The sequence below is a fragment of the Paenibacillus sp. J22P90 genome, from assembly GCF_059692195.1.
The window spans coordinates 1-22,559 of sequence record NZ_JCAUAY010000014.1 but is presented as its reverse complement, the minus strand read 5'-3'; the positions used below and the strand labels follow the sequence as shown (position 1 = coordinate 22,559).

Annotated in this window: 20 protein-coding genes; 3 read left to right on the top strand and 17 right to left on the bottom strand. The window is 47.0% G+C overall.

What is annotated here, in order from left to right:
* Positions 1-78 precede the first annotated feature (78 nt).
* From AC58UX_RS30010 to AC58UX_RS29995, 4 genes are all read right to left on the bottom strand, one after another.
* Positions 79-3,114: an alpha-mannosidase gene (locus AC58UX_RS30010; protein ID WP_497259676.1), complete on the bottom strand. Its 3,036-nt coding sequence runs from the start codon at positions 3,112-3,114 to the stop codon at positions 79-81.
* A 197-nt stretch (positions 3,115-3,311) separates the two neighbouring features.
* A complete protein-coding gene (locus AC58UX_RS30005) occupies positions 3,312-4,433 on the bottom strand; it encodes a GntR family transcriptional regulator (RefSeq protein ID WP_497259674.1) in 1,122 nt (373 codons plus the stop codon).
* A gap of 552 nt (positions 4,434-4,985) precedes the next feature.
* A complete protein-coding gene (locus AC58UX_RS30000; protein WP_497259672.1) occupies positions 4,986-6,008 on the bottom strand; it encodes a LacI family DNA-binding transcriptional regulator in 1,023 nt (340 codons plus the stop codon).
* A 169-nt stretch (positions 6,009-6,177) separates the two neighbouring features.
* Positions 6,178-6,987 (bottom strand): phytanoyl-CoA dioxygenase family protein, encoded by an 810-nt coding sequence (locus AC58UX_RS29995; RefSeq protein ID WP_497259670.1) that lies wholly within the window; start codon positions 6,985-6,987, stop codon positions 6,178-6,180.
* Between the two features lie 158 nt (positions 6,988-7,145).
* Between AC58UX_RS29995 and AC58UX_RS29990 the strand changes: the two genes are divergently transcribed.
* Entirely contained in the window at positions 7,146-7,919 is a 774-nt protein-coding gene (locus tag AC58UX_RS29990; protein WP_497259668.1) for a helix-turn-helix domain-containing protein, read from the top strand.
* Positions 7,920-8,000: 81 nt separating this feature from the next.
* Positions 8,001-8,444 (top strand): DUF4395 domain-containing protein, encoded by a 444-nt coding sequence (locus AC58UX_RS29985; RefSeq protein WP_497259666.1) that lies wholly within the window; start codon positions 8,001-8,003, stop codon positions 8,442-8,444.
* Positions 8,445-8,548: 104 nt separating this feature from the next.
* Here the strand turns inward: AC58UX_RS29985 and AC58UX_RS29980 are convergent, their stop codons facing one another.
* The 13 genes from AC58UX_RS29980 to AC58UX_RS29920 all read right to left on the bottom strand — a co-directional run bounded on the left by AC58UX_RS29980 (position 8,549) and on the right by AC58UX_RS29920 (position 20,798).
* Positions 8,549-9,292 (bottom strand): HAD family hydrolase, encoded by a 744-nt coding sequence (locus AC58UX_RS29980; protein ID WP_497259664.1) that lies wholly within the window; start codon positions 9,290-9,292, stop codon positions 8,549-8,551.
* A gap of 18 nt (positions 9,293-9,310) precedes the next feature.
* Positions 9,311-9,985 carry an HAD family hydrolase gene (locus AC58UX_RS29975; protein WP_497259662.1) on the bottom strand — a complete coding sequence of 225 codons (675 nt, stop codon included), beginning with the start codon at positions 9,983-9,985 and terminating at the stop codon, positions 9,311-9,313.
* Between the two features lie 309 nt (positions 9,986-10,294).
* The gene (locus AC58UX_RS29970; RefSeq protein ID WP_497259660.1) at positions 10,295-10,825 is read right to left on the bottom strand and encodes a GNAT family N-acetyltransferase; all 531 of its coding nucleotides are present in this window, start codon (positions 10,823-10,825) and stop codon (positions 10,295-10,297) included.
* The gene (locus AC58UX_RS29965; RefSeq protein WP_497259658.1) at positions 10,822-11,370 is read right to left on the bottom strand and encodes an NUDIX hydrolase; all 549 of its coding nucleotides are present in this window, start codon (positions 11,368-11,370) and stop codon (positions 10,822-10,824) included. The genes AC58UX_RS29970 and AC58UX_RS29965 overlap by 4 nt, the downstream gene beginning before the upstream one ends.
* On the bottom strand, positions 11,367-12,371 hold the full coding sequence (locus AC58UX_RS29960) for a phosphotransferase enzyme family protein (RefSeq protein WP_497259656.1): 1,005 nt from the start codon (positions 12,369-12,371) through the stop codon (positions 11,367-11,369). Before AC58UX_RS29960 ends, AC58UX_RS29965 begins: the two co-directional genes overlap by 4 nt.
* Before the next feature lie 73 nt (positions 12,372-12,444).
* Positions 12,445-12,849, bottom strand: a complete 405-nt coding sequence (locus AC58UX_RS29955; RefSeq protein ID WP_497259654.1) for a GNAT family N-acetyltransferase — start codon at positions 12,847-12,849, stop codon at positions 12,445-12,447.
* 39 nt (positions 12,850-12,888) lie between these two features.
* Positions 12,889-13,416, bottom strand: a complete 528-nt coding sequence (locus AC58UX_RS29950) for a GNAT family N-acetyltransferase (protein ID WP_497259652.1) — start codon at positions 13,414-13,416, stop codon at positions 12,889-12,891.
* Between the two features lie 30 nt (positions 13,417-13,446).
* Positions 13,447-14,493, bottom strand: coding sequence for a YkvI family membrane protein (locus AC58UX_RS29945; protein WP_497259650.1), 1,047 nt, complete (start codon positions 14,491-14,493; stop codon positions 13,447-13,449).
* Positions 14,494-14,860: 367 nt separating this feature from the next.
* Positions 14,861-16,195: a sulfatase family protein gene (locus tag AC58UX_RS29940; protein WP_497259648.1), complete on the bottom strand. Its 1,335-nt coding sequence runs from the start codon at positions 16,193-16,195 to the stop codon at positions 14,861-14,863.
* Positions 16,196-16,220: 25 nt separating this feature from the next.
* On the bottom strand, positions 16,221-17,615 hold the full coding sequence (locus AC58UX_RS29935) for a sulfatase family protein (protein WP_497259646.1): 1,395 nt from the start codon (positions 17,613-17,615) through the stop codon (positions 16,221-16,223).
* A gap of 22 nt (positions 17,616-17,637) precedes the next feature.
* On the bottom strand, positions 17,638-18,426 hold the full coding sequence (locus tag AC58UX_RS29930; protein WP_497259644.1) for a carbohydrate ABC transporter permease: 789 nt from the start codon (positions 18,424-18,426) through the stop codon (positions 17,638-17,640).
* 4 nt (positions 18,427-18,430) lie between these two features.
* On the bottom strand, positions 18,431-19,342 hold the full coding sequence (locus AC58UX_RS29925) for a carbohydrate ABC transporter permease (RefSeq protein WP_497259849.1): 912 nt from the start codon (positions 19,340-19,342) through the stop codon (positions 18,431-18,433).
* 94 nt (positions 19,343-19,436) lie between these two features.
* Positions 19,437-20,798: an ABC transporter substrate-binding protein gene (locus AC58UX_RS29920; RefSeq protein WP_497259642.1), complete on the bottom strand. Its 1,362-nt coding sequence runs from the start codon at positions 20,796-20,798 to the stop codon at positions 19,437-19,439.
* Positions 20,799-21,230: 432 nt separating this feature from the next.
* On the opposite strand from AC58UX_RS29920, the gene AC58UX_RS29915 reads away from it, so the two are divergent.
* Complete coding sequence (locus AC58UX_RS29915) at positions 21,231-22,424, top strand: ROK family protein (RefSeq protein ID WP_497259640.1); 1,194 nt, start codon at positions 21,231-21,233, stop codon at positions 22,422-22,424.
* The last annotated feature ends 135 nt before the right edge of the window (positions 22,425-22,559 follow it).

Genomic DNA, 22,559 nt, shown 5'->3' with positions numbered 1-22,559 from the left:
ATGCACCTTATTATAACCGTTTCAACGGGAACAGTCCCTACTGATTTGCATCATAGGGACTTTCTCGGACAGTGATGATTATTTAATTCGAATCGTTTTTACTTCAAAAGGTGTAAAGGATAACGCCAGGGTGCTGGTGCCTGTTCGATCGCCGTAATCCATGATGACATCCTGTTCCAGCATGTCGGTTTCACACGCTTGTGTGACGGCTATGCCCAAGTGGAGTGAGCAGCGTGTCGTTGCGCCTTTAGCTTCGTACGCTCTTAAGATCCAATCACCGGAGCCATCTTCAGCAAGCTTGACGGTGTCCAGGATGATGTTCGCGCGATCGCAGCTCATGAGACTGAACGGTTGGTGCACGGTGCCTGCAGCAGCTACGACAGGACTGTTCAATTCGTAAGCTTCCTGAATGACCGGATTGCTCATGAAGCCTTTATTCCAAACATGCATCGCATACGTAAACTCATGCAAGCCTTCATCTGCTCGATCATCCGGGTACATCGGAGCGCGCAGCAGGGTTAAATTCATTTGCTTCCCTGCAGCATTCATCCCATATTTACTATCATTTAAAAGGGAGAAGCAGCGGTCTCCTTCTACCAGCGCGGACCATTTGTGTTGATTGACTTCGTATCGGTCGGCGTCGTGGAGGCGTGAGAAATGCGTTGGTCTTTTCGCATAACCGAATTGAATCTCATTCAGCACCTCATGACTGTGCAGGTTCACATGAAAACCAACCTTCAGCAGCTTGTGCTTCTCTTTCCACATGATTTTTGTACGGAAATCAACACGTCCGCTTCCCGCTTCTAAGCGGATTTCTTGCGTAAGTGTGGATTGATTTAACGTGCGCTCGACAAGTATAGTTGCGAAAAGAGGACCTTCCGCCAGCACGGTAATCCGTGCTTTTTCGCTCAGCTCAATCGGTGATTCTGTGTATCGGCGGTCGATTTCCCACGCATCGTAATTCGACGTTTGATCGCGATACATAAGGAATTGATTGCTTAATCCGTTGGACCAGTCCTCGCCTGTTTCCTTATCGATAATGCTGGTGATTTCACCATATTCGTTGAGGCTAAGTTTCAGCCATTGATTTTCTAGAGATGTCGGTGTTGCTGAAAGCTCGTTACTGATGACGGATTCCTTGCGGTTAATTGCTGTATCTACGGTGGTATAGCCCATAGCTGGAAGCTCCACTTGGACATACGTTTTGCCGCCATGTACCTGCGAGTTTGGAAGCTTGTTGTCTCGGCCGTCGCTGTTTGGCAACTCCACGATCGCCGAGCGATCCCACGCTAAGGAGTTAAAGAGCGACTGTCCTTCACGAGTAGACGATACCAGTGCCGTTAATGCTTCGTTTGTTAATTTAGTTGCCGAATCCAATACTTCTTCGAAGGCCTTCTCCGCCTCCACGTGTACTCTGGTAATTGATGTCCCAGGCAAAATATCGTGGAACTGCAGCAGCAGTAGATTACGCCATGTTTCGGCTAAGGATTGTTGGGCATAGGTATGGCCATGTAATTTAGATGCGATCGCATTCCACAGCTCTGCCTCTCTTAATGCAAATTCCCCAGCGCGATTGCCGCTCTTCATCTTCGCTTGGCTGGTGAACGTTCCTCTGTGCGCAGGGTAGTAAAGCTCCCCAACATAGTGGCTATCTGGCATTCCACGCTGCTGTACATCTTCAAAATAATCGATCGGCGAAGCGATCTCCGTCTGTGGCGCACCTTCCAGGTTGCCCAATCTTCGTAGGAATTCCAAGTCGTCGCGATTCGCGCCGCCGCCCCCGTCCCCGTATCCGAATTGTACGAGTCGGGTGGAAATGTCTTGCTTTTGAATACGTTCATTCCACTGGAGGAGGACATACGCTGCATCCGTTGGATTCGGGAATGGACCATAATCCAGCAAGTGGACATTGACGGTCGAGCCGTCAATCCCCTCCCACGTAAACGTATTGTAGGGGAACGGATCCGCTACGTTGTCGTAGGTTTGATACATTTTGACCGATGCAAAATAACGAATACCACTCTTCCGCATAATTTGCGGTAAGCTTCCCGAATAGCCAAACACGTCTGGCAGCCACAGCATTTCATTATCTACGCCGAACTGTTCACGGAAGAACGCCTTGCCGTATAGGAATTGACGAACTAGACTTTCACCGCTCGGGATGTTCGTATCCGGCTCAACCCACATGCCGCCTTCCGGAATGATTCTGCCTTCCGCAACGTAACGTTTCATGCGTTCAAACAGTTCAGGGTATAGCTCTTTCACCATTTGGAACAAATACGGCTGGCTCTGCACATACTTATACTCCGGATACTGATCCAGAAGCGCCATCTGGTTGGATAAGGTGCGGGCAATTTTCCGTTTGGTCTCTTCAATCGGCCATAACCACGCGATATCTAGATGGGATTGACCCATCATATACAGCTTTGGAGCCGTAGAACCATTCACGCAATCTAGCAGCGGTTTCAAAATTTGGCGTCCTTGGTGGGCTAACTTCGCAAGTCCAGCATAGTCGCTGTTGTCGTGGGTTCCCCAGTCCAACGTCGTGATAAGCTTGCGGAAGCCTTTATCGATCTCGCTAACGCGTAGGGATGCGGAGTCGAGCCCATTGCGAAGCTGCAGCAAGGTTTGCAGGTCGATGAAGAACTGATACAGTTCTTCGTTAACAATGACAAGCTGTGAGGTGCCGTACACTGGCAATGGACGATCATGGCCTGCGTAGACTTCAGTAAGGATCTCGTACACGTCTCCGCTGGAGGCATCTCGTGATAGTGTGACGCCGGTATGCTGCAAATCGCTAGCGCCAGCCAGCTTTCCATTGACATAAATCGTACTCTCACCGCCAATGTTAAAATGAAGCTCTACACGTTTGCCAGCGCACTCGGGCGTTATGGCTACTGTGGCTTTGAACCAGCCGTAGTGCGAGTTAATGCCCCATTGCGTGCCGGGTTCAATGGCTTGGAACGAGCCTGCTATTGCTTCCTCGTAGGGAAGCCATTGATTAACAAGCGTATATTGAAAATCGACGGTTGCGATAGGTCTGTAGATGAGTTGATCTTTTTCTCTGAGCCACTTTTCGATGTGGAATAGCAATTCTTTGGATTGTGATTGCATATGAGTGAGCCTCCGTTTGTCGGATGATGATGAATTCTGTATCAATATAATTAATACAGTTTAGCGTTATCTGTATTATAAATATAATTAAATAATAAGTTGATCATTTGTATGTGTCAATAAAGGAATGGTTTTCGCCTACATTTTAATACAGTTAATACAAATAAGGACCCCATTTAATGGAGTCCCCTTATATTTCAGCCTATTTTAGCTATCGTATCGCCATCATGAATTTCCGCTCGACAAATCTGACCCTGAACCGAGAACTGGTTCTTCCCCTCCAGCTCGTTCATGAGCTGCATGGCAGCGGCTCTCCCCATATCATAAAACGGCTGATTAACCCCCGTTACATTGCGCTTCAATTTCCGGTTCACATTTAAAGCATCGTAGGTGACTAGCGAGAGATCCTGCGGTATCGAGAGTGCAAGCAGCTCCGTGGCTGCGATAACCGCCTCTGCGATTTGATCATTCGCTGCAAAAATAGCCGTACATGCGCTTTCTTTTATCACTGTTGAAATCTTATGACTATAGGCTTCCAGCTCATCTACGAAGTTCTCAAACTTCGTAGGAATTAACACATCCTGATCCGCGTTGAAAGGAACGCCTGCATCCATAAAAGCTTGCTTCATGCCCAGTAAGCGTTCGTGGAACGTGCTCAAATCGGAGTTACGTATGAAAAGAATCCGTCTATGACCTTTTGCGATCAGCATTTTCGTGAGTTTATACGCCCCCGCAACGTTATCGCTAGTAATATACGGAAGATCACTGTTATATAAATGGCGGTCTAGACAGACAACTTTGATGCCATTGGTTTGCAATAATTGATACAGCCGTTGATTGCGTTCTTCATGCTTTGTATCGTAAATCGGGCTAAGAATCACGCCGTCCACGCGCTTAGCGATCGCACCTTTCATCAACGACTCCAGCTTGTCTAAGTTGCGGTCATCGCTATAGCTCAACAAGTGAAAGCCGTGCAGATGCAGCACATCTTCAATCCCACGTAAAGCTGTGGCCCATAGTGGATTTTCAATCCCGATGACGGAGGCCGCCACTAAGCCTGAGCGATGCTGTCCGGCTGGAGTTGTTAGTGCTTCTTGGGTTGCGACACCTTTTTCCATATATGTGCCCCTGCGGTTATCCCTCGTCAGCAAGCCCTCTGCGCACAGTTCCTTGATCGCTTTCTCCACCGTGTTCACACTGGAGCCGTAGTATTTAGCAAAATCACGCGACGATGGCAGCCTAGCTTCGCTTAGCCACTCGCCTTCCATGATTCGTTTTTTGATTTCATCCTTAATACGTGAGTAGGGATAAGTTGTCATCGTAGTCCTGCCTTTGGGATCAGAATACTTTGACTATAGGGGAATTGTATTAACTGTGTCAAATGGTGATTGTAGAATGATCGGCATCCCTCCAACCTACCTTCTAAACCACCCTCTGCAGCTTTCCGCGCATTTAAACACGCTAATCTCTTCCTGGCATGAAGGGGCCCTTCATGCCTCTCATTATAGTTTGTGCGTTAGTATAACTGGAAAAACTCCAGCTATTTGGGGACGATTTCGCTCCAAATTCAATCTTACTGGAAAACCTACAGTTAATTTCCACAGTTTCGACTCAATTGGCCCTTACGCCTAAAATTAACTGTACAAAATCCATCTACTCCTCGTTTTCCCGCTAATTCCGAGAAATTAACTACATAAAATCCAGCTAGTGGGAGAACGGAGGTACGGGGGACGGGGGACGGGGGACGGGGCTGGGAGGAGCATAGTGGTACGAGGGAACCGAAAAAGATATCGCAGAACATGCTCACTATTTCCGCCTACAAATAAAAAAACGCCGCAATCCCCTCCAAAGGGGACTGCGACGCATCATTTTTACTCCATCAATCTGGTCGTTTCTCGTTCTATAAAAACAAGCGGAACCTCAAACTCCCGTTCCTCACCCGCGTCTACGGCATGCCCAAACTTATGCAGCAGCTTGCTAATGGCCATTCGGGCCTGGAGCTCGTAAGGAATGTCCCAAGTCGAGATACCAGGGTAGCTATGCATAGCAAGATACTCGTTATTAATGCCGATCATTTGCAGACGGTCCGGTATGTCGACTTTCAGCTTATTGGCGGCCGAAAGCAGCTTGAAAGCGACATGGTCATCAAACGCAATGATCCCCGTACGACGCGCGCTCCCCGCCATAAGCCCCCTGAAGAATGACTCCAAGTCCAGTTCCTTCATTTCGACGATGCGATGTGGAATCTCCACGGTCAGCTGCTGTAAACCTAGATGAAATCCATTCCGGCGCTGCTCATCAATGACATTCGAGTGCTTGCTACTCACATAGATGAGTTCATCACAGCCGCGATCCGCGAGCAGCTTCGTTGACTGTCTGCAAGCTTCAGCAAAGCCTAAATTGACGGCCCCTACCGCAATATCCTCCGGCCACCCCCAGCCATTGATGAGCACTAAAGGCGTTCCGCTATTTACAATTTCGCGTGTGGACTCCTTCCCCATCGCTAATCCGTGACATATTAGTCCATCCACTCTGCGCTGCAGCAACACCTCTAAATTTCTTCGCTCGATCGTCGGATCAAATCCGCCTGAGGAAAAGACAGATAAATGATAGCCTGCATGGTGAGCTTCCAGCTGCAAATGCTCCGCTAACCCTCCATAATAGCTGTTCAAACCAGGAACGATAAGACCGATCTCAAACGTTTTGTTCCGGCTTAACCCTGCTGCCATGGTGTTGCGGCGATACCCCAATTGCTCTGCTGCCAATTCGACTTTGCGAATCGTCTCTTTGGACGAGCGAATCCCACCTCGATTCAGCACATTGGAGACCGTGGCAATCGATACCCCTGCTGCTGCTGCCACTTCTACAATGGTAACTTGTTTTGGTTTACTCATCTATGTTTCAACTCCATCGGTTAAACGTTTAACATTTACCTCTAGATTAAAGTGAACAGGTTAGCCTGTCAAGCGATACACGAGGGAATCCCTAACTATTTAAAAAAAGAATCGTCCCCAGGCCCTAACTCTGCCTTAGAAACGATTCTTTTCCATCGATTATTCATGTTTAATGTGGGTACACTGTCTCAAACTCGTTGCCGCATGGTCCGCCATCCGGGTTAGCCTCCAAAGAAACAGCTTCCCCGTTGGCGCGGAACAAAGGTCGATAATGAGTGTTAATATGCGTCGCAGAGGCATTGGCGTAATGGCAGATGAACGCGCGGCGGAAGCGATCCTTCGTCTTATTTCGATACGAACCATGTATCAGATTACCATTGAAAAAGAGGACATCGCCTCGGTCCATAATGACCGGCATTGCTTTTTCGTCCTTCGGCGGTTTGACATAGTGCGTCGTAAATGATTCTTTGGAATCCGCGATATCAGGACATGAGATTGTGAGTTCGTTCGTTTTAGGTACAACGAGCAATCCGCCATTTTCCTCGTCAGCCGCGTCGATTGCCGTCCAAGCCGCAATACAGTTGCCTGGCTCCACTTGCAGGTAAAAATTATCCTGATGAAGCGCCTGCCCGCGAGAGCCCGGCGGTTTGTAATAAAACATGCTTTGCGCAGCCAGTGCTTCTTCCTCATACAAATCTGCTAATACTTCTAATACAGGCTGATGTAGCATGTATGACTTTGCCGTCTCATTAAATCGATGCGGATGCATAACGCGCGGGTAGCGTTTCAATGGATCTACGACTTCCCCCGTAAGCTCAGGCACAAAATAACCAGGAATCGTTTGATGACTGATCGCTTCAAAAGTCTCGTCAATTTCAGCTAGATTTGCTTCTGAGAATAAGCCCTTCACAATCAAATATCCCTCTGATTCAAAATGCTGCTTTTGTTCCTTCGTCAATCTTACTAGTGTTTTCGTCATCGCTCTGACCTCCACAGCCAACTTGAATTTCTATGTCTTAAGCATAACGAAAAAAACAATTTCATAGAAGTAATAATCATGCTAATGATTCCTACGATCCTGCTATTTTATGATATACTTGGAGTTAACTTATGCAGATAAAGAAGGGATTTCCCACCATGATTTTGGATACAAATGCGATATTCGCTGGCAATTTCCTAGAATCTGATTCCTATGTGACGAAACGCCCTCAAGGCCGTAATGATTGGTTAATGATTTTTACCTTGGAGGGCACAGGCTACGTCAATCACCAAGGTACCGAGCATATTTGTAAAAAAGGAACTCTCCTCATCTTGGCACCTGGAACTCCGCAATATTATGGCACAGTGAAAAACCATACTTGGCATTTTGTATGGGTCCATTTCCCTGCTTCCATGCCGGAGACCAACTTGCTTCCGCCGGAGGAGCAGTTCCTCGTCACGTTCGAGAACGAATCGATTCAAGAGCGGATTCACTTGGCTTTCACCCGTATTTTGGCAGATTCCAGGGAACGCGGCGAGTATTGGTTCGAACTTTGCAGCAGCTCCTTGCGGGAAATTCTGCTCATCATGGCGCAGAAAAGCATTCGCAAAATGGACCCGCGCATTGAAGAAGTTCTTCTCCTGCTTTCACAACAGATGCGTGAACAGATCCGGCTTGAAGATCTTGCTCAAACCGTCGGCCTCTCCCCGTCGCGATTATCTCATCTTTTTAAAGAGAGCACCGGCTACTCCATCATTGATACACTCAATCGCATGCGGATCCAACAGGCAGTTCTCATGCTAGCCCATACGGGACGCAGTGCATCAGACGTTTGTTATGATGTTGGATTTCAAAATTATAACCACTTCACGAATCAATTCCGTAAATGGCAGGGCATGACCCCAAGTATGTATATGAAAAACCAACGGTAAAATTATTTTGTAAATCCCTATCAGAATACTATGAATTAATGTATAATGAGGATAACAATTCATTGTGATAGGAGGATAACCATGGCGAACCAACTACTGCGGGGCAATTACGATTGTGTAGATGAGGTTCCTTTGCATTATGTGCGGGGTAATCAACTTGGTATTTTGCTATGTATTGTTGTGAGTGTACTCAGTCAACAGTTTTGGATTTTGGTCCTTCCTTTGATCGTTCAGATCATTAGTCGTTCTTATGGCGTAAAATACAACCTTTTTGTCCGACTGTTCTCTCCACTCTTCCCTGTTAGTACAAGAACAGAAAGCCGCGAGCTGCTGCGTTTCAACAACTTGTTGACCATTCTTTTTCTCATCATTACGATTACGGCTTCCCTAGTTAACTTCACGCTACTGGCCTATATTACACTAAGCATGCTGACCCTAGCTGTCGTGCTGGCTTTAAGCGGATTTTGCTTTGGATGTTTCATCTATTTTCACTGGAAACAATACCGGGCGCGCAGACATGCGTAAGCGCAAATGGTGAAACCCACAACCGGGGCGGTTGTGGGTTTTTAGCATACCTGATATAACGAGAATCAAAACATGAAACACAAAGGACAGCAGGATATTCCGGGTCATATCACGGATAGCAAATCACCCAATGACTTAATCATCATAAAAGGCTGCGCGGATTCGTTAGAAGTGACGCCCATGCCTTTGTGATCAACCCAAATGCCCTTAATTCCCAAGCGCTGTGGCGACACTACCTCCCATTCATAATTATCGCCAACCATCCATGCTTCCTCCGCCGTGACGCCTAATTGTTCCAGAACATGCTGATACACCCGTTCATCTGGCTTGCCGAAGCCTAAATCTCCTTCAACCGCGATGCAGTCAAAAAGCTGAGAAAGCTCAAAGCGATGAATTTTGCCCCATTGCACTTTCGCATTTCCATTGGTCACTAGGGCAAGTTTAATACCGCGCGCTCGTAATTGGGTAATGGTCTCAACAGAATCCGCAAAAATGGTCAAAGCTTTTTCGCGTTCTTCCCCAAAAGTTATGGCGATATTTCTTGCTAGATGAAGCTCATGAATGTCAAATTTCAGGAAAGCTGCCGCAATGATCTCCTGTCTTGCTGACGTTAGATCTTGCCTGCCAATTCGGTGTCTCTCAGGATCACTCCAGTGCCATTTGGCGCGATCTTTAATAGCGGAGAGCATGTCATCTACTTGAGCAGCTGCCTTTTCCCCTTGTAGATGTGTAAGAATGGCTCTCCGCCAGCAGGCGTCTGTATCTACACCTTGATCATACGAGATAATGGTATCATCTAGGTCTATGAGGATTGCTTTTGGTTTTAGATTTTCTATTTCTATGTTCATGCGCTCACCTTCTCATGTTTATTTAGATAACAAAGGAATCAGTTCTTCCAACGAAGTGATGATGTAATCTGGGTTACAATTTGCTGGCAAATCTTTATTTTTCCTATTTATCCATGCAACTTTAATACCTGCGTTTTGGGCACCTGCAACATCACTAGTCAAGGAGTCACCAACATGTAATACCTCCGAGGGATTAAGATGAAAGGTCTTCAGGGCATGTTGAAACATTTCAGATCTGGGCTTATACGATTTGACGTCTTCACTGGTTATTATATTTTCGAAGGATAACCCGTTATGAATAATGGCTGATTCAATGTCATGCCGGTCAATGTTTGAAAGAATGATTTTAGGTAGGCGAATGTTTCGCAAAAATACAGGAGTGTCCTCGAAGAGATCAGGAGCTTCCCAATACTTAAATAACATGTCACTTAGTTCTCTTGGATTTTCAGACGAATTGTAATGGGAAATCGTATCCTCTAGGGAACAAAGCTCGATTTCACGCTGTGTTTTATAATGATCACCATATGATGCATAAAAAGCTTTAGAAAAAGCATTCCACCAATATTTCCCGATGTCTTTCGTTGTTGTTTGCGTAAATGTCGATGTCAAAATCTTTTGGCATATTTCCTCAATTAAGACATCATCTTCATGCACGAGCGTACCGTAAAAATCAAGAAACACCGCTTTATACATATAACCAGACACCTCGACTTTATTGCTGTACCACTTTACCATAATATTGCATTTGGATGAATTTGTATATATTTAACAACAAAAAAAGAAGCCGGATCCATAGATCACAGCTTCTTCCTTCTTGCGTTTTATCCGAAAAAGAGAACTTAAACATATTGCAGGCAATACTTTATTCAATTTCAATTCCAAAATGGATACATTTATTATTCGAACATTATCCGGTAAACAGGTTTACTTCTTTTTTCAATTCTAACGCAGTAATGTTTAGTATGCCCAAGTTTTCTCCGTATATACATGAGAACCTCAATTTTATTTCCGATTGATGTGATACAGAACATGCTTACTCAAAAAACTATCCCGCTCAACCTTCGGGTGGTCGAATGTTTTCACAAAGCGCATGCCAATTTTGATCATGACATTTTGTGAAGGCTTATTCACATCGGCTGTGAAACTATACACATCGGTTAATCCCAATTCGTTAAATCCATACTGTAAACAAGCTGCCGCCCCCTCCGTTGCGTAGCCTTTGCCCCATGCCTCTTGCTTCAAACGCCATCCAATTTCTATACACGGCATAAAATCAGCCTCAAAGTTGGCCCTATGAAACCCAATAAACCCGATAAACTCTTTAGTTTCTTTGACTTCCACGGCATATAGCCCGAATCCACATTCCTTAAATTCAGAAATAATGGATTGATAGAACACGTTTGTCTCATCGCTCGATAAAGTCTTTGGGAAATAATTCATTACCTGTTCATCCGCATTCAGCTGACAAAATGGCGCTAAATCCGCTTCTTCCCAATCGCGTAACAGGAGTCTAGACGTTTCAACATAGATCATTTTACACCTACCAATCTCTCGGTATATAACGCTGCATATCGTTGCATCCGTTCACTGTCTTCCGTCTTCTCGTCAATGACTTCCGATGAAATACCAGCCAATTTCCCCTCTACATAGTTGCAATGATGATGGTAAGGTGATTCTTCGTTCAAGTAATTCATGACGGTTGTTATATTCGCAGCGAGCCCTTGGTTCTTCGGGTTCATAATCCATTCTATGGATTTCCAGTCCAAAATACCCTCCGAAGTTTTTCTAGGCGTGCTGTACACGTGATCCTCCTGAACCTGTGCCTCATACAAGTACATGCCCCCGAACTCCTGGTGATCTACGGTCCACGTGACCAGTCCTTTATACAGCAGGAGATAGTCCGATTCGGCTATTTCGGTTTCCTCCGTTATTTCACGAACCATAGAATGCCTTGGGGATTCATCCCGTTCAAGCTTCCCGCCAATGCCATTCCAACATCCCATCCAACTTGGGAACTCTCGATTTAGTAATAACACATGATTGCCTTGTCTAATGAAGCAAATGTTAAATGTAATCATTTTTCCTCCAGCAAGTAAGATTGTAATAACTCTTGAATGTATCCACTATTTTGATTCAACCAGTGATGTCTGGTGTAGAATTGATTCAATATGTATGTGAAATTCTGTTCAATGGCGTTCCCTGCATAATGCTGGCCTATATAAAAATGAAGAACCGCCACATGATACACCTGAGTCAATAACTGAAGTTGATCGATTTCTTGCCGCGAGCATGTTCGGAATTCAGCATAGCCTCTAATAAAAGCTTCAGCCAGTTCCAACGAACCGTGACTCATCTGCAGAACATGATTCAGGGCAATGGCGAATTCCATAAAGCCGACATCACGTGACGTTAAATCCAAATCCAGCACACCGCAGATCTTATTTTCCAGAGCCAATAAGTTAAAAATCAGGACATCGTGATGCACAAGCTGCATGGGCAGTTCCGTTAACTGACCAAGATTTTTATTCACTGAAGAAATCATTTCATGATAGAACGTCAAATTGGCTTCGGAAATGTAAAAAGGCGGAACCGCCATAAACGACATGACAGCCTGATGATCCGCAAGTAGATGAATTGCAAACATGTCCAAAAAAGCGATTCCCGCATATCCCAGCGATTCATCATATTTACTTAGCGCAGATGATATTTCCCCGACAACACGACCGTAATCAGCAGCATGCTTGATGTCCACCAATGTAGGAACGTCCCCTTCAACAAAGGACACAATAGCACCTAGCATACCGTTCGACAATTGTACGTAATCCTCGCCAGTAGGTGTACGAAGAAACACAGGCACTTGAAATGTAAGATTTTGTTTACTTAAAAAAGACGTTATTTTGCCTTCTAGCTCAAGTCCTGCTATATGTTTGGTGTGTGGATTGTAGATTCGAACTACGTACTTATCTCCATCTATTCTTATAATCTTGGTTGTGTTTGTCAGTCCAAAAGGAACCGACTCTATTTCATAAGCTGCATCTATAAAATAATGACGGACTAGTTCATCAATTGCTTCCTGCATAGTTCCCCCGCACTTATTGAAATTAAAAAGAGCTGCTTCCTGCAGCTCCTGCTATCTTGGTTAGCGTCTGCGACTACCTAATTGTGTCCCTCGAATATACCGCAAATCCGCTGCGTTTCGCCCAACCCGTTTTAGCCCAAAATTGGCTTCCTACCTCATTATCGACGAGAACGAAGATATGGCATTTATCAATGCCTTCCTCTTTCAGTTTACCCAAGCTTAACTCAACCAGCTGAACGCCAATGCGTCGATTCCGGAATTGAGGACTTACAGCAACGTGATAAATAAATCCCCTTCTGCCATCATGCCCGCATAGAATGGTTCCGACAACTTCATTGTCCACTTCGTATACATAACTGAGGCCTTTATTTCTATGTAAATACATCTCAATATTCGCCTTCGAATCGGCCTCGCTGAGGACCAGCCCGTCAATTTCATTCCACAATTGGATCATGCCCTCATAGTCTTGTATCGTCATCTCTCTGATCATGCTGCTTTCCAATCCTTTCTCACCTTATTATTGTAACCTTTTGGCATAGCAATGCCTTAGTTTACCACCATACATGGGCCGAGTAAATTGGTGGATCAAGCCTTGTGCTTCTAAATTCGCAAGGCTCACCCCATTGTCTGGATGAACAGTAGCGTACAGGTAGCGACAGCCTTTTTCCCGTGCACGTTGTTCACGCAACTCATTGAAATATCGTTGCAAACCTCGACCTCGAACCGATTCGTGGACGATTGTGGCATCAAGGACGGCTACGTAAGGCAGCTCTTGCTCAGGCACCCCGAACTCCCTAGCAAGATTACCTTCACTTAACCCAGGAAATGCCAGACATGTATAGGCAACAAGCTCACCATTTTGAAAGGCGCCATAGATTTCACCTTTATCTTCAATGTGAGCGTGAAAGTATTCTTCATTATCCGCCGCAAAAAGATCCTGTGAAGCCAGACGAGTCACCACGTCTTTCATCAAAGCCGCAATCGTTGCCACATCCTTATACTGCAAACGACGAATCTCTAAATCAGCTATTTTTTGAACCAACATGATGCGTGCTCCTCAACTTTTTATCCAACATTACTTGCCAGGTGCAGGTCTTACCATTAAAAAAATAAGCAGAATCATCCCCATGTACCCGAAAAGCGGATACAAATAAGTGAGAAGTGAAGTAAAACCTACCTGACTAATTAACAAACAGGAGAACAACGTAGCTAGAACTACCCAATTTCGCGGTAGCGCATAGATCCGCCCAATATGTCGAGTGATGCCAAACACATTGCCAATAATCGTCGTAAGTATTTCCCCGTAAATAACCACGATGAATAGAACATGGAAGAAACGCCCGAAATCTCGGATAATTTCAGCCATGGGAATATCAACGTTCAAGATTTCCGGCATCCGCGTATGTATCGCAAAATGGCTAATGAGTAGCATAACACCTAGCCCTACGCCACCCCAGAGGCCTCCCCATTTCAGCGTGCTCTCATCTTTGACCTCACTCCCTAATGGTACCAAGACCGCCTGCGCAAATGCAAAGTTTAGTGCAACATAGGTAAAGGGACTAGCTATCCATTTCAAATTGTTCCAAGGCTGCTGCCCTTGCCAATGTAAAGCTTCCCCAATGCCATCTAAGCCGATCACCTTGATGAACACAAGTACCATGAAAAAGATCATCAACGGCATCACAAGTGAATTTACCGCCAGAACGCCACTCATTTCTTTGTTCATCACCAGATAGCTCAGTAAAATACTAAGGATAATGCCCAATTGATACGGTAACCCCAGCTGCTCCTCAAAAATAGAGCCCGTACCCGACATCATCACAGCGGTGACGCCAAATAGGATGATAAACGTCAAGGTATTAGCGACTTTCCCAAAAAAGTCACCGAACAAATAATTGTTCAGCTCCTGATAGGAGGAGGCTTGCAGCCTGTGGGAAAGAATCATCATTTTCGTACCGATCCATATAAAAAATAACGTGGCAATTAAGATGCCAACCCCGCCATAGTCACCATATATCGTGAAGAATTGCATGATCGACTGCCCGGAGGCAAAGCCTGCACCAACGACAGTCCCCATGTAAGTCGCGGCAATTTGTAAAATCATTCGTGTTTTTGGATTCATAGCTCCCCCATCATCCAGCAATATCTTGTACAATCTCATTGTATGTTTCGAGAGCTTGTATATGCCATCTGACAGGGGGGAGCTGCTAAGGCTGTACCGATAGTTCGAATTTACAGAACTAATTTCACTGTACACATCAATAAATCTGAAATAGTCCGAAATAGCCTAACTAAATCAACCCAAACGGACTTTCCTCATGAGAAATGGGGAAATAGTTCGGCAGAATCGGACTACAGGCCTTTTTTCAAACGTAATCCTCGTTTTAGTTCGGAAATATCGAACTATCGGTGGTCATCGCAATGTTCAAAAAAAACCGGATCACCTCTTCAGTGAAGAGGTGATCCGGTTCTCGGTATCAAAAAGTGTGTTACTTATCCGCTTCCAGTTCAGCTTGCAGCTTAGCCACGACATCCGGATGCGCCTCCGCAACATTCCGACACTCCCAAGGATCACGAACCAAGTCATACAACCGCTCCCGCCGATCCCGCTCCACAATGAGCTTCCACGTCTTGTTCGCGACGACTCGCCAAGCGCTTGGATGCTGAGGCCCCTCATCCAGCGCTGAGATCTGCACCTCGCGCAGCTCGTTTACGTCCCCTGCAAGCACCGGGACCAACGACACTGCATTCACCGCCTCGGGCATATCCGCCCCGGCCAGCTCCACAATGGTACGCCCGACATCCTGCAGCTCTACCAACGTAGAGCGAACCTGCCCGCGTACAATGCCCGGTCCGCTCATTACGAGCGGAATCGAGATCGAGCCGCGCTCGGGCTTGCATTTGCCCCATTTGTCATGATCTCCTAGCATATCGCCATGGTCAGAAGCATAGATGACAACCGTGTGCTCCAGTTCTCCACGACGAGCAACTTCCTCCAAGAGCTCTCCTACCTTGCGGTCAATATTCGCCAGCATAGCGGCATAGTTTTGCCGAATCTCGTTGGAGTTGCTGACCAGCTTCGAACTGCCCCGCGGCTCAGGGAACGAAACATCGTTCCACTGCGCCTTCATGCTCTGCGTCACATCCCACGGTTCATGCGGCCCTGTAAAATTAACCATCAAAAACCAAGGCTGCTCCTGCGGAAATCCCCGCAGCATCTCAAGCCCGTTGCGCGTCAGCCAGTTGTCGCAGTATGCTTCGTCCGGCAAGTCCGTGGCGTGCGTCTGATGCCCCCGCCCCGTCATATCCCGCAGATGAAGCTCGGCGAGCCCCTTTTCATACAAATAGGCCATGTACGGATCCTTCGGCGACTCCGCGCCGGAAATAATGGCATCGATTTTGCCGGCATTATCGACGCCATCGGTAAAGCCCATTTGCCCCAGCTCGTCGACCCAGCCGTCCAGCCCCCACCAAGGCGTTGCCTTCGTGAGATCAAATTTGCCGACACCGCCTACTCGGTAGCCCTGCTCCTTCAACACCGAATAAAAGGTCCGCTGCTCCACATCGTAATTCATGTGATTCCCAACGACGCCCGCCTGCTCATACCGCTTGCCGGAAGCCAGACAAGCTCTAGCTGGCGCACATAGCGGAGAAGGCGTAATCGCTCTGGTGAACGTCACGCCGCGTGACATCAAAGCCTCCAGATTCGGCATGCGCAGCGGCAGCTCCTCCATCCCGAGCGCCGCCAAGACATCCGGCGGATAGGGCATCCAATCCCCTCGATGCGTATCTGGAAACAAGAATAAGAAATTCGGACGTCTCATCCTGAGCAGCACCTCCATTCTTCTACTAAGCGTTCATTTGCTGCAAAAGAGGATCCTTCACAGCCCTCTGCCAATCGAGCAGAACTTGCTCAAGTCTACTTACATGCACCTGCATTTCCGGTTCCTGCGAAAGATCCCACACCTCGCCAGGATCCTCCTCTAAATCAAACAATTGAATCCGATTCGTTCCACGTTCACCTGAACGCATATAACGGATATATTTCCAGCGGCCATCGTTAACCATGCGCTGCATATTTTTATACACCGCGAACACGCTCTCTCGGCCTGCCCCCTGAACACCTTGCACAAGCGGCAGCATGCTGCTCCCTTCCACGTGCGCAGGCACCGGCTGTCCGGCAAGCTCGCAGAGCGTTGGGAAAATGTCCATCTGACAACCTAAGCCGTTCACGATAAAGCCTTCCGGCAGATTCGGACCGCGCATCAGAAGCGGAATATGCACACTGTGCTCATACACATTTTGCTTGCCTAATAAACCGTGCTGCCCAAGCGCCAAACCATGATCAGCCGTGTAGACGATGATGGTCTCCCCGTCGAGCTGATGCTCCTTCAACGCCTGCACAATCCGACCAATCTGCTCGTCCAGATGCGTGATCATTGCATAGTAGTCCGCAATATGTTGGCGGATTTCCGCCGGATCGCGCGGCAGCGCAGCAAGCTGCTCATCTCGAACCGACAGCTCGCCGTTATCAAACGGGTGCTCGGTCATGAAATTATCTGGCAGCGGAATCGCCGCTGCAGGGTATTGCGCTGCATACGCAGGCGGCGGTGTGCGCGGATCATGCGGCGCGGTAAACGCGCAGTATAGGAAAAAAGGCTGCTCCGGCTCAGCCGCCGCCTCCTCAATAAAACGGATGGCGCTGTCCGCAAACAACTCCGAAGAGAACGTCGTAGAAAGCCGCGCAGCCTCATCGGGAAATTGCCCGGTCGCATCGTATTCATGAACCGGAAGCCCTACATGATCGCCCATACCACCGAAGAAAATGGAAGACCCTTCCATAAAACTGCGAGCAAAGCTTTCCTTGCCGTTATGCCATTTGCCCGTACCGAATGTACGATATCCGCTCGTGCGAAACACCTCCGGCAAGTACGTACAGTCGGGATTAAGCGCCCAGAGCTTCTTGTTCTCTGTCTGGCCCAACGTCACTTCACCTGCCGAACCCGTCGCATTGAACACATTCATTCCCGTCAGCAGGCTCGCACGACACGGCACGCATAGCGCAGCATTTTGACCGCCCATCGTGTAGATGGATTGAAAAAGAATGCCGTTCGCAGCCAATTGATCCAGCACTGGCGTCTGGACAACTGGATTGCCATAAGACCCAATCCCGTCAAAGCGGTGATCATCGGCAATCAGAAAAACAATATTCGGTTTAGACGTAGTCGTTTGCCGTTCTCTCATCGGTACCTCCTTGTCATGCTTCTTATTTGATTGCACCGCTCGTTAGACCACGCTGCATATACGTTTGCCCGAATAGATACAGAATCACGATAGGAATGGTAATAAGCACCAGCGCAGCAAACACTTTATGATAATCAGAGGTATATTCATTAATAAAAAACTTCGGCGCCATCGTCACCGTCAGCATCGTCTCTTTGTTGATAAACACAAGCGGGAGTAAATACTGATTCCAAGAATTCAGGAAGGCAAGAATGCCGATCGTCGTTAATACCGGAACTGCCAACGGCAGCACAATTTGTGCAAACCTGCGCCAGCTGCTCGCGCCGTCCATTTGCGCTGCTTCCAACAGCTCGCCAGGCATCTCATCAAACGCATTGCGCGCCAGCAGCAGCGAGAACGGAATGCTCATCGCCACCTCCGGGCCGATCAAGGAGAGATACGTATTCATCCAGTGAAACGATTTAATCGTTTGAAACAGCGGCACCAGCATGGCGACCGGCGGAATCATGAGCCCGATGAGACACACAGCGAATACGGTGGTATCACCAGGAAAACGAAGCTTGCTGAACCCATACGCCGCAAAAGCGACGACCACTAGCAGCAGTATGACAACCGACGTCGAGACAATCAGACTGTTCAACAGAAAATGCGGAAACAAATCCAGCGTCAGCACGGCCCGATAATTTTCCCATACCCCACCTTCAAATGAGTACATGAGTAAATAAGCGAGAGGTATCAGCCAGATTAGTGCCAAAAGGACGAGCAGAACATTCATGGACAGCTTTTCCGTCAGCTTCATATGACCAAACATAGCACTACCTCCTCACCCGATTGTACACACGCAATTGAACAAGGGTATACCCGAATGCAATAAGCAAAAGCACGACAGATACCGCACCACTGTAGCCCGTGTTGTATTTTAGCAGCGATTCCCGGAATAAAAAGGTGGAGATCAACTCCGTCGACCCGCCCGGTCCGCCTTCTGTCATAATCCAAACTAAATCGAACACCTTCAGGGCGTGGATAATCCCTAAAATACTCAATGTAATATGCGTCCCACTCAACATGGGCACAAGGATATACCAGACTTGCTTCCAGACGTTGGCACCATCCATGGTAGACGCTTCAAATATGTCTTGATCAATATGAAGAAGGCTCGTATAGTAAATCAACATATAGAAGCCGCTATTGGCAAAAATATAGACCACCGCAATCGCATTTAAGGCGGAGCCAGGCTCCGATAGCCACGCATGCGTCCAACCGGACAAATGCAGCGCTTGTAACACCTTGTTCAGCAGGCCGAAGTTCGGCTCGTAAATTCCCGAGAACGTCGTCCCGATCGTAACAACAGCAATGATATGCGGGAGAAAGAAAATGGACTTGAACAAGCTCGCCCCTTTCCACACACCGTTCAGTAAAATGGCTAGCAGCAGCCCGATCAGTAAGGAGAGCGGTATCGTCAGCAGTAGAAAATATCCCGTATGAGCGAGTGCCTCATAAAAATTCGCATCCTGAAACAGATGCACATAGTTATCCAATCCGATAAACGACTTGGCACCGATCCCCGTCCATTCGAACAGGCCGATATAAACGTTATAAAAAATGCCAAAAAACGTGAAGACAGACACGAAGAGAAGAAGTGGGAGAACGTACAGTAACCCCGTGTAGCTTCTCCTGCGTTTTTTTTTGATGATCGTGCTAGTTGATCTCGGTTCGGTTATGGCCATTTCCACAGGTATCCTCCTCACTTCACATCCCAATGAGGGAATCTCTCGTCCTCGATGCTGGCAAGAGATTCACTCCTTGTGCATGTCATGTAGATTAGCGTTTCACGGCATCAGAGGCTTTTTGCACTTCGGCCATAGCCTGCTCTGCAGTAATGGTTCCACTTGCTACCTTTTGCAAATTCACAAATATCGCTTGCTCAATCGAAGCATTATCCAAGAAACGAATACCGCCAACGTTCTTCGTCATTTCATTAATAATGAGATCGACGGATTGCTTCTCGATGTCGGTTTTCAGATTCGTTTTATCCATCGACAAGCCTTCCTTCACCGGCAAAAATTGCAGACCCTTGCTCAAAATCGTTTGGTACTCGCCAGTTGCCATGAATTCCACGAAGCGCCATGCGGCTTCTTTGTTCTTGGAATCCTTAGAAATGCCTAATGGCACGTCACCGTTAATGAGCACGCTTGATTTTCCGCCGGCAATCGTCGGCATTGGTGCGAGACCGAAGGTACGGTCGCCGATTTTTAATCCATCTTTATTCGCAACGTCCGTCATGATCCAAGCACCAACAAGAATCATCGGAAGCTGACGCTTGCCTTCATACATTTCACGAAGATCCGGATCAAATTTCGTTGTCAAATTACCATCTTGAAACAGCTTATCTGTGTAAAATTGTTTGAATGCACTCGTCGCTTGAATAAACGCAGGCTCCGTAAACTTCGCTTTGCCTGCATCAGCCTCGTACAGCTTGCCTGGAGCAATCTGATTCACCAGCGTGTAAAAGACATCGGTTACTGTCGTACCTTTCCCACCTGCAAATCCTAAACGAGGCACGATGCCCGGCAGCTTGGCGTCTTCAAACTTTTTCACGACCGCCTTCAGTTCATCGTACGTTTTTGGCGGCTCAGCCCCGACCTTTTTAAAGAGATCAACATCATAGGAAAGGAAAGGCGTGACAGCTACGCCAGTCGGCAGCGTCTTAAAGTCGTTCTTTTTCGCGGAGTCCAGCGGTGTCTGCTTAAACGACTTTTCCCAGTCTTTTCCGAGCGACTTTTCGGCGAGAGGGGCGAGCGGTTCAAGAATCGGCGAGTAATTTTTGATCATCGGACCGTTCTGAAACGCCATGACGTCCGGCACTTCACCGCCTTGAATTGCTACTTGAATTTTCTTCTCATAATCACCTGATGGCGTACGCACATAATTCACTTTAATATTCGGATATTTATCGTTGAAAGTCTTAATCAATTGCTGCCAAATATTATCCTCCGGCGACCAAGACCAAAATGAAATTTCTCCCTTGATGTCTGCCGGCTTCTGTGTTTCCGGCGCTTTGGATGCAGCAGCTGCTGGTGAACTAGCACCAGATTGCGTCGTCGTGCTTGTGGATTGCGAAGAGCACGCAGTCACCAATAAGAATGATGCTAAGATCGTACTTGCTAGACTCAACTTCCTCATTTTTGAACACCCCTTGTTCTTAATTAGGAAAACGATTTCAGTTCATTCCCTATTTAATATAAATGTTATACTAATAAAATGCATTAATTTCTAAAAAATTCTTTTTCCATATTTGAAAAACTGTATTTCTTTGTAGTTTTACACTATTTTTTATGTACCCCTTCTTTCCTAACATGAAATAAAAAAACTCCTACTTCTTCCGTCGACTTTGGCGAGGAAGTGCAGGAGTCTCCAGTGTTCTGGTCGACTTTTCACGTTATTTTTAAATTCAGACTATTTTAGTTGGATTTGATTTGTTTTTCATGTTAGCACCAGATCTACATGTCGTCAACCATTTTAGGAAAAATAAACTTTATCTTTGACAACTTCGATTTATTTGTATAGTATTTTTACTAAATAAGGGTGTTACGCTTCATGTTAAGGGGGTTAACCATGAATATCAAGAGCCCTATCGGCAACTTTGATCTCGTGAAAAAAATAAATATGGAGCATGCCATCGGAGCCATTCTCACCTATCGCCCGATTTCCAGAGCTAAAATTGCCGCGATCACCGGGCTCAATAAAATGACCGTTTCCAGCTGCGTCGATTTATTCTTGCAAAAAGGACTCCTTGTGGAGCTTGGCACCACCGGCACTTCCCGTGGGCGTCCGCCTACCTTAGTCGACTTGAACGATCAAGCCGGCATCTGTGTCGGTATGGATATCGAAGTCAATCAATTCACCGTGCTGATCACTGACATTTCAGGGAAAAAGCTGGACAGCCGCATCGTGTCTATGTCCTGTAGCGAGCCGCAGCCTGTGATTGAGGCCATATCTGGCATCCTCACCGCTTTGGAGAAAGAACACGCCCATCGTGTACTCGGTCTCATCGGTGTCGGCATTGTCATCCCGATTTACTACAACATTCAAGATAAAGTCGTGGAATATAGCGCGAACCTGAACGGTTGGACGAATTTCCCATTGCTGGATAGCTTAACGAAGCCTCATCCGAATCTTTCGTTTTACATCCATCCTGCGCCTTACGCCGGGGCCATCGGTGAAGTTCAGTTCGGCCGTTCCCGTACGGTGGATCATCTCGTCTACGTAACTTCCTCTTGGGGACTCTCGGTTGGCGTGTATCATAAAGGCGAGATTTTTGCCGGTTCGTCTGGAACCGCAGGTCGTTTGGGACACTCCACCATTCATATGAACGGAAAAAAATGCTCTTGCGGCAACCGAGGCTGCTGGGAAATGTACGCCTCTGTGAAGGCGCTGTACGACATGTTGGATACAACACCGCAGCAAACGGCGTTCAGTGACATTGTGCAGGGCTTGCAGCAAGGCGACACCCGCATCATCGCAGCCGTGAACGAGCTCGGGCATTATCAAGGCATCGGCCTTGCCAACGTCATCAATGCCTACAATCCTCGCGTTATCTGCGTCGGCGGTCTCCTTGCGCTACTCGGAGCGCCTCTTATTAACGCCATTTGGAAGACGCTACATGACATGATTCCCGTGCGCTTCCTACACAATCTGGAGCTGATCTCCTCCGATCTCGGCGAGCTCGGCGTCGCTTACGGCGGCGTGTCGATGGTTCTCCGCCAGCTGCCGAATGCGATCATTTCGTATTCGCTGCAGGAGGGGTAAGGAAAAAGCGGCAACCTAGAATTTTGAACTGCACCCCGTCAAGTAGACAGTACAATAAATAAAAATTATTTAAGCGGCCTTGGTCCTGAATTCAATCGGACTGAGGCCGTTTAGTTTTGCTTGTAACCGTTCAAA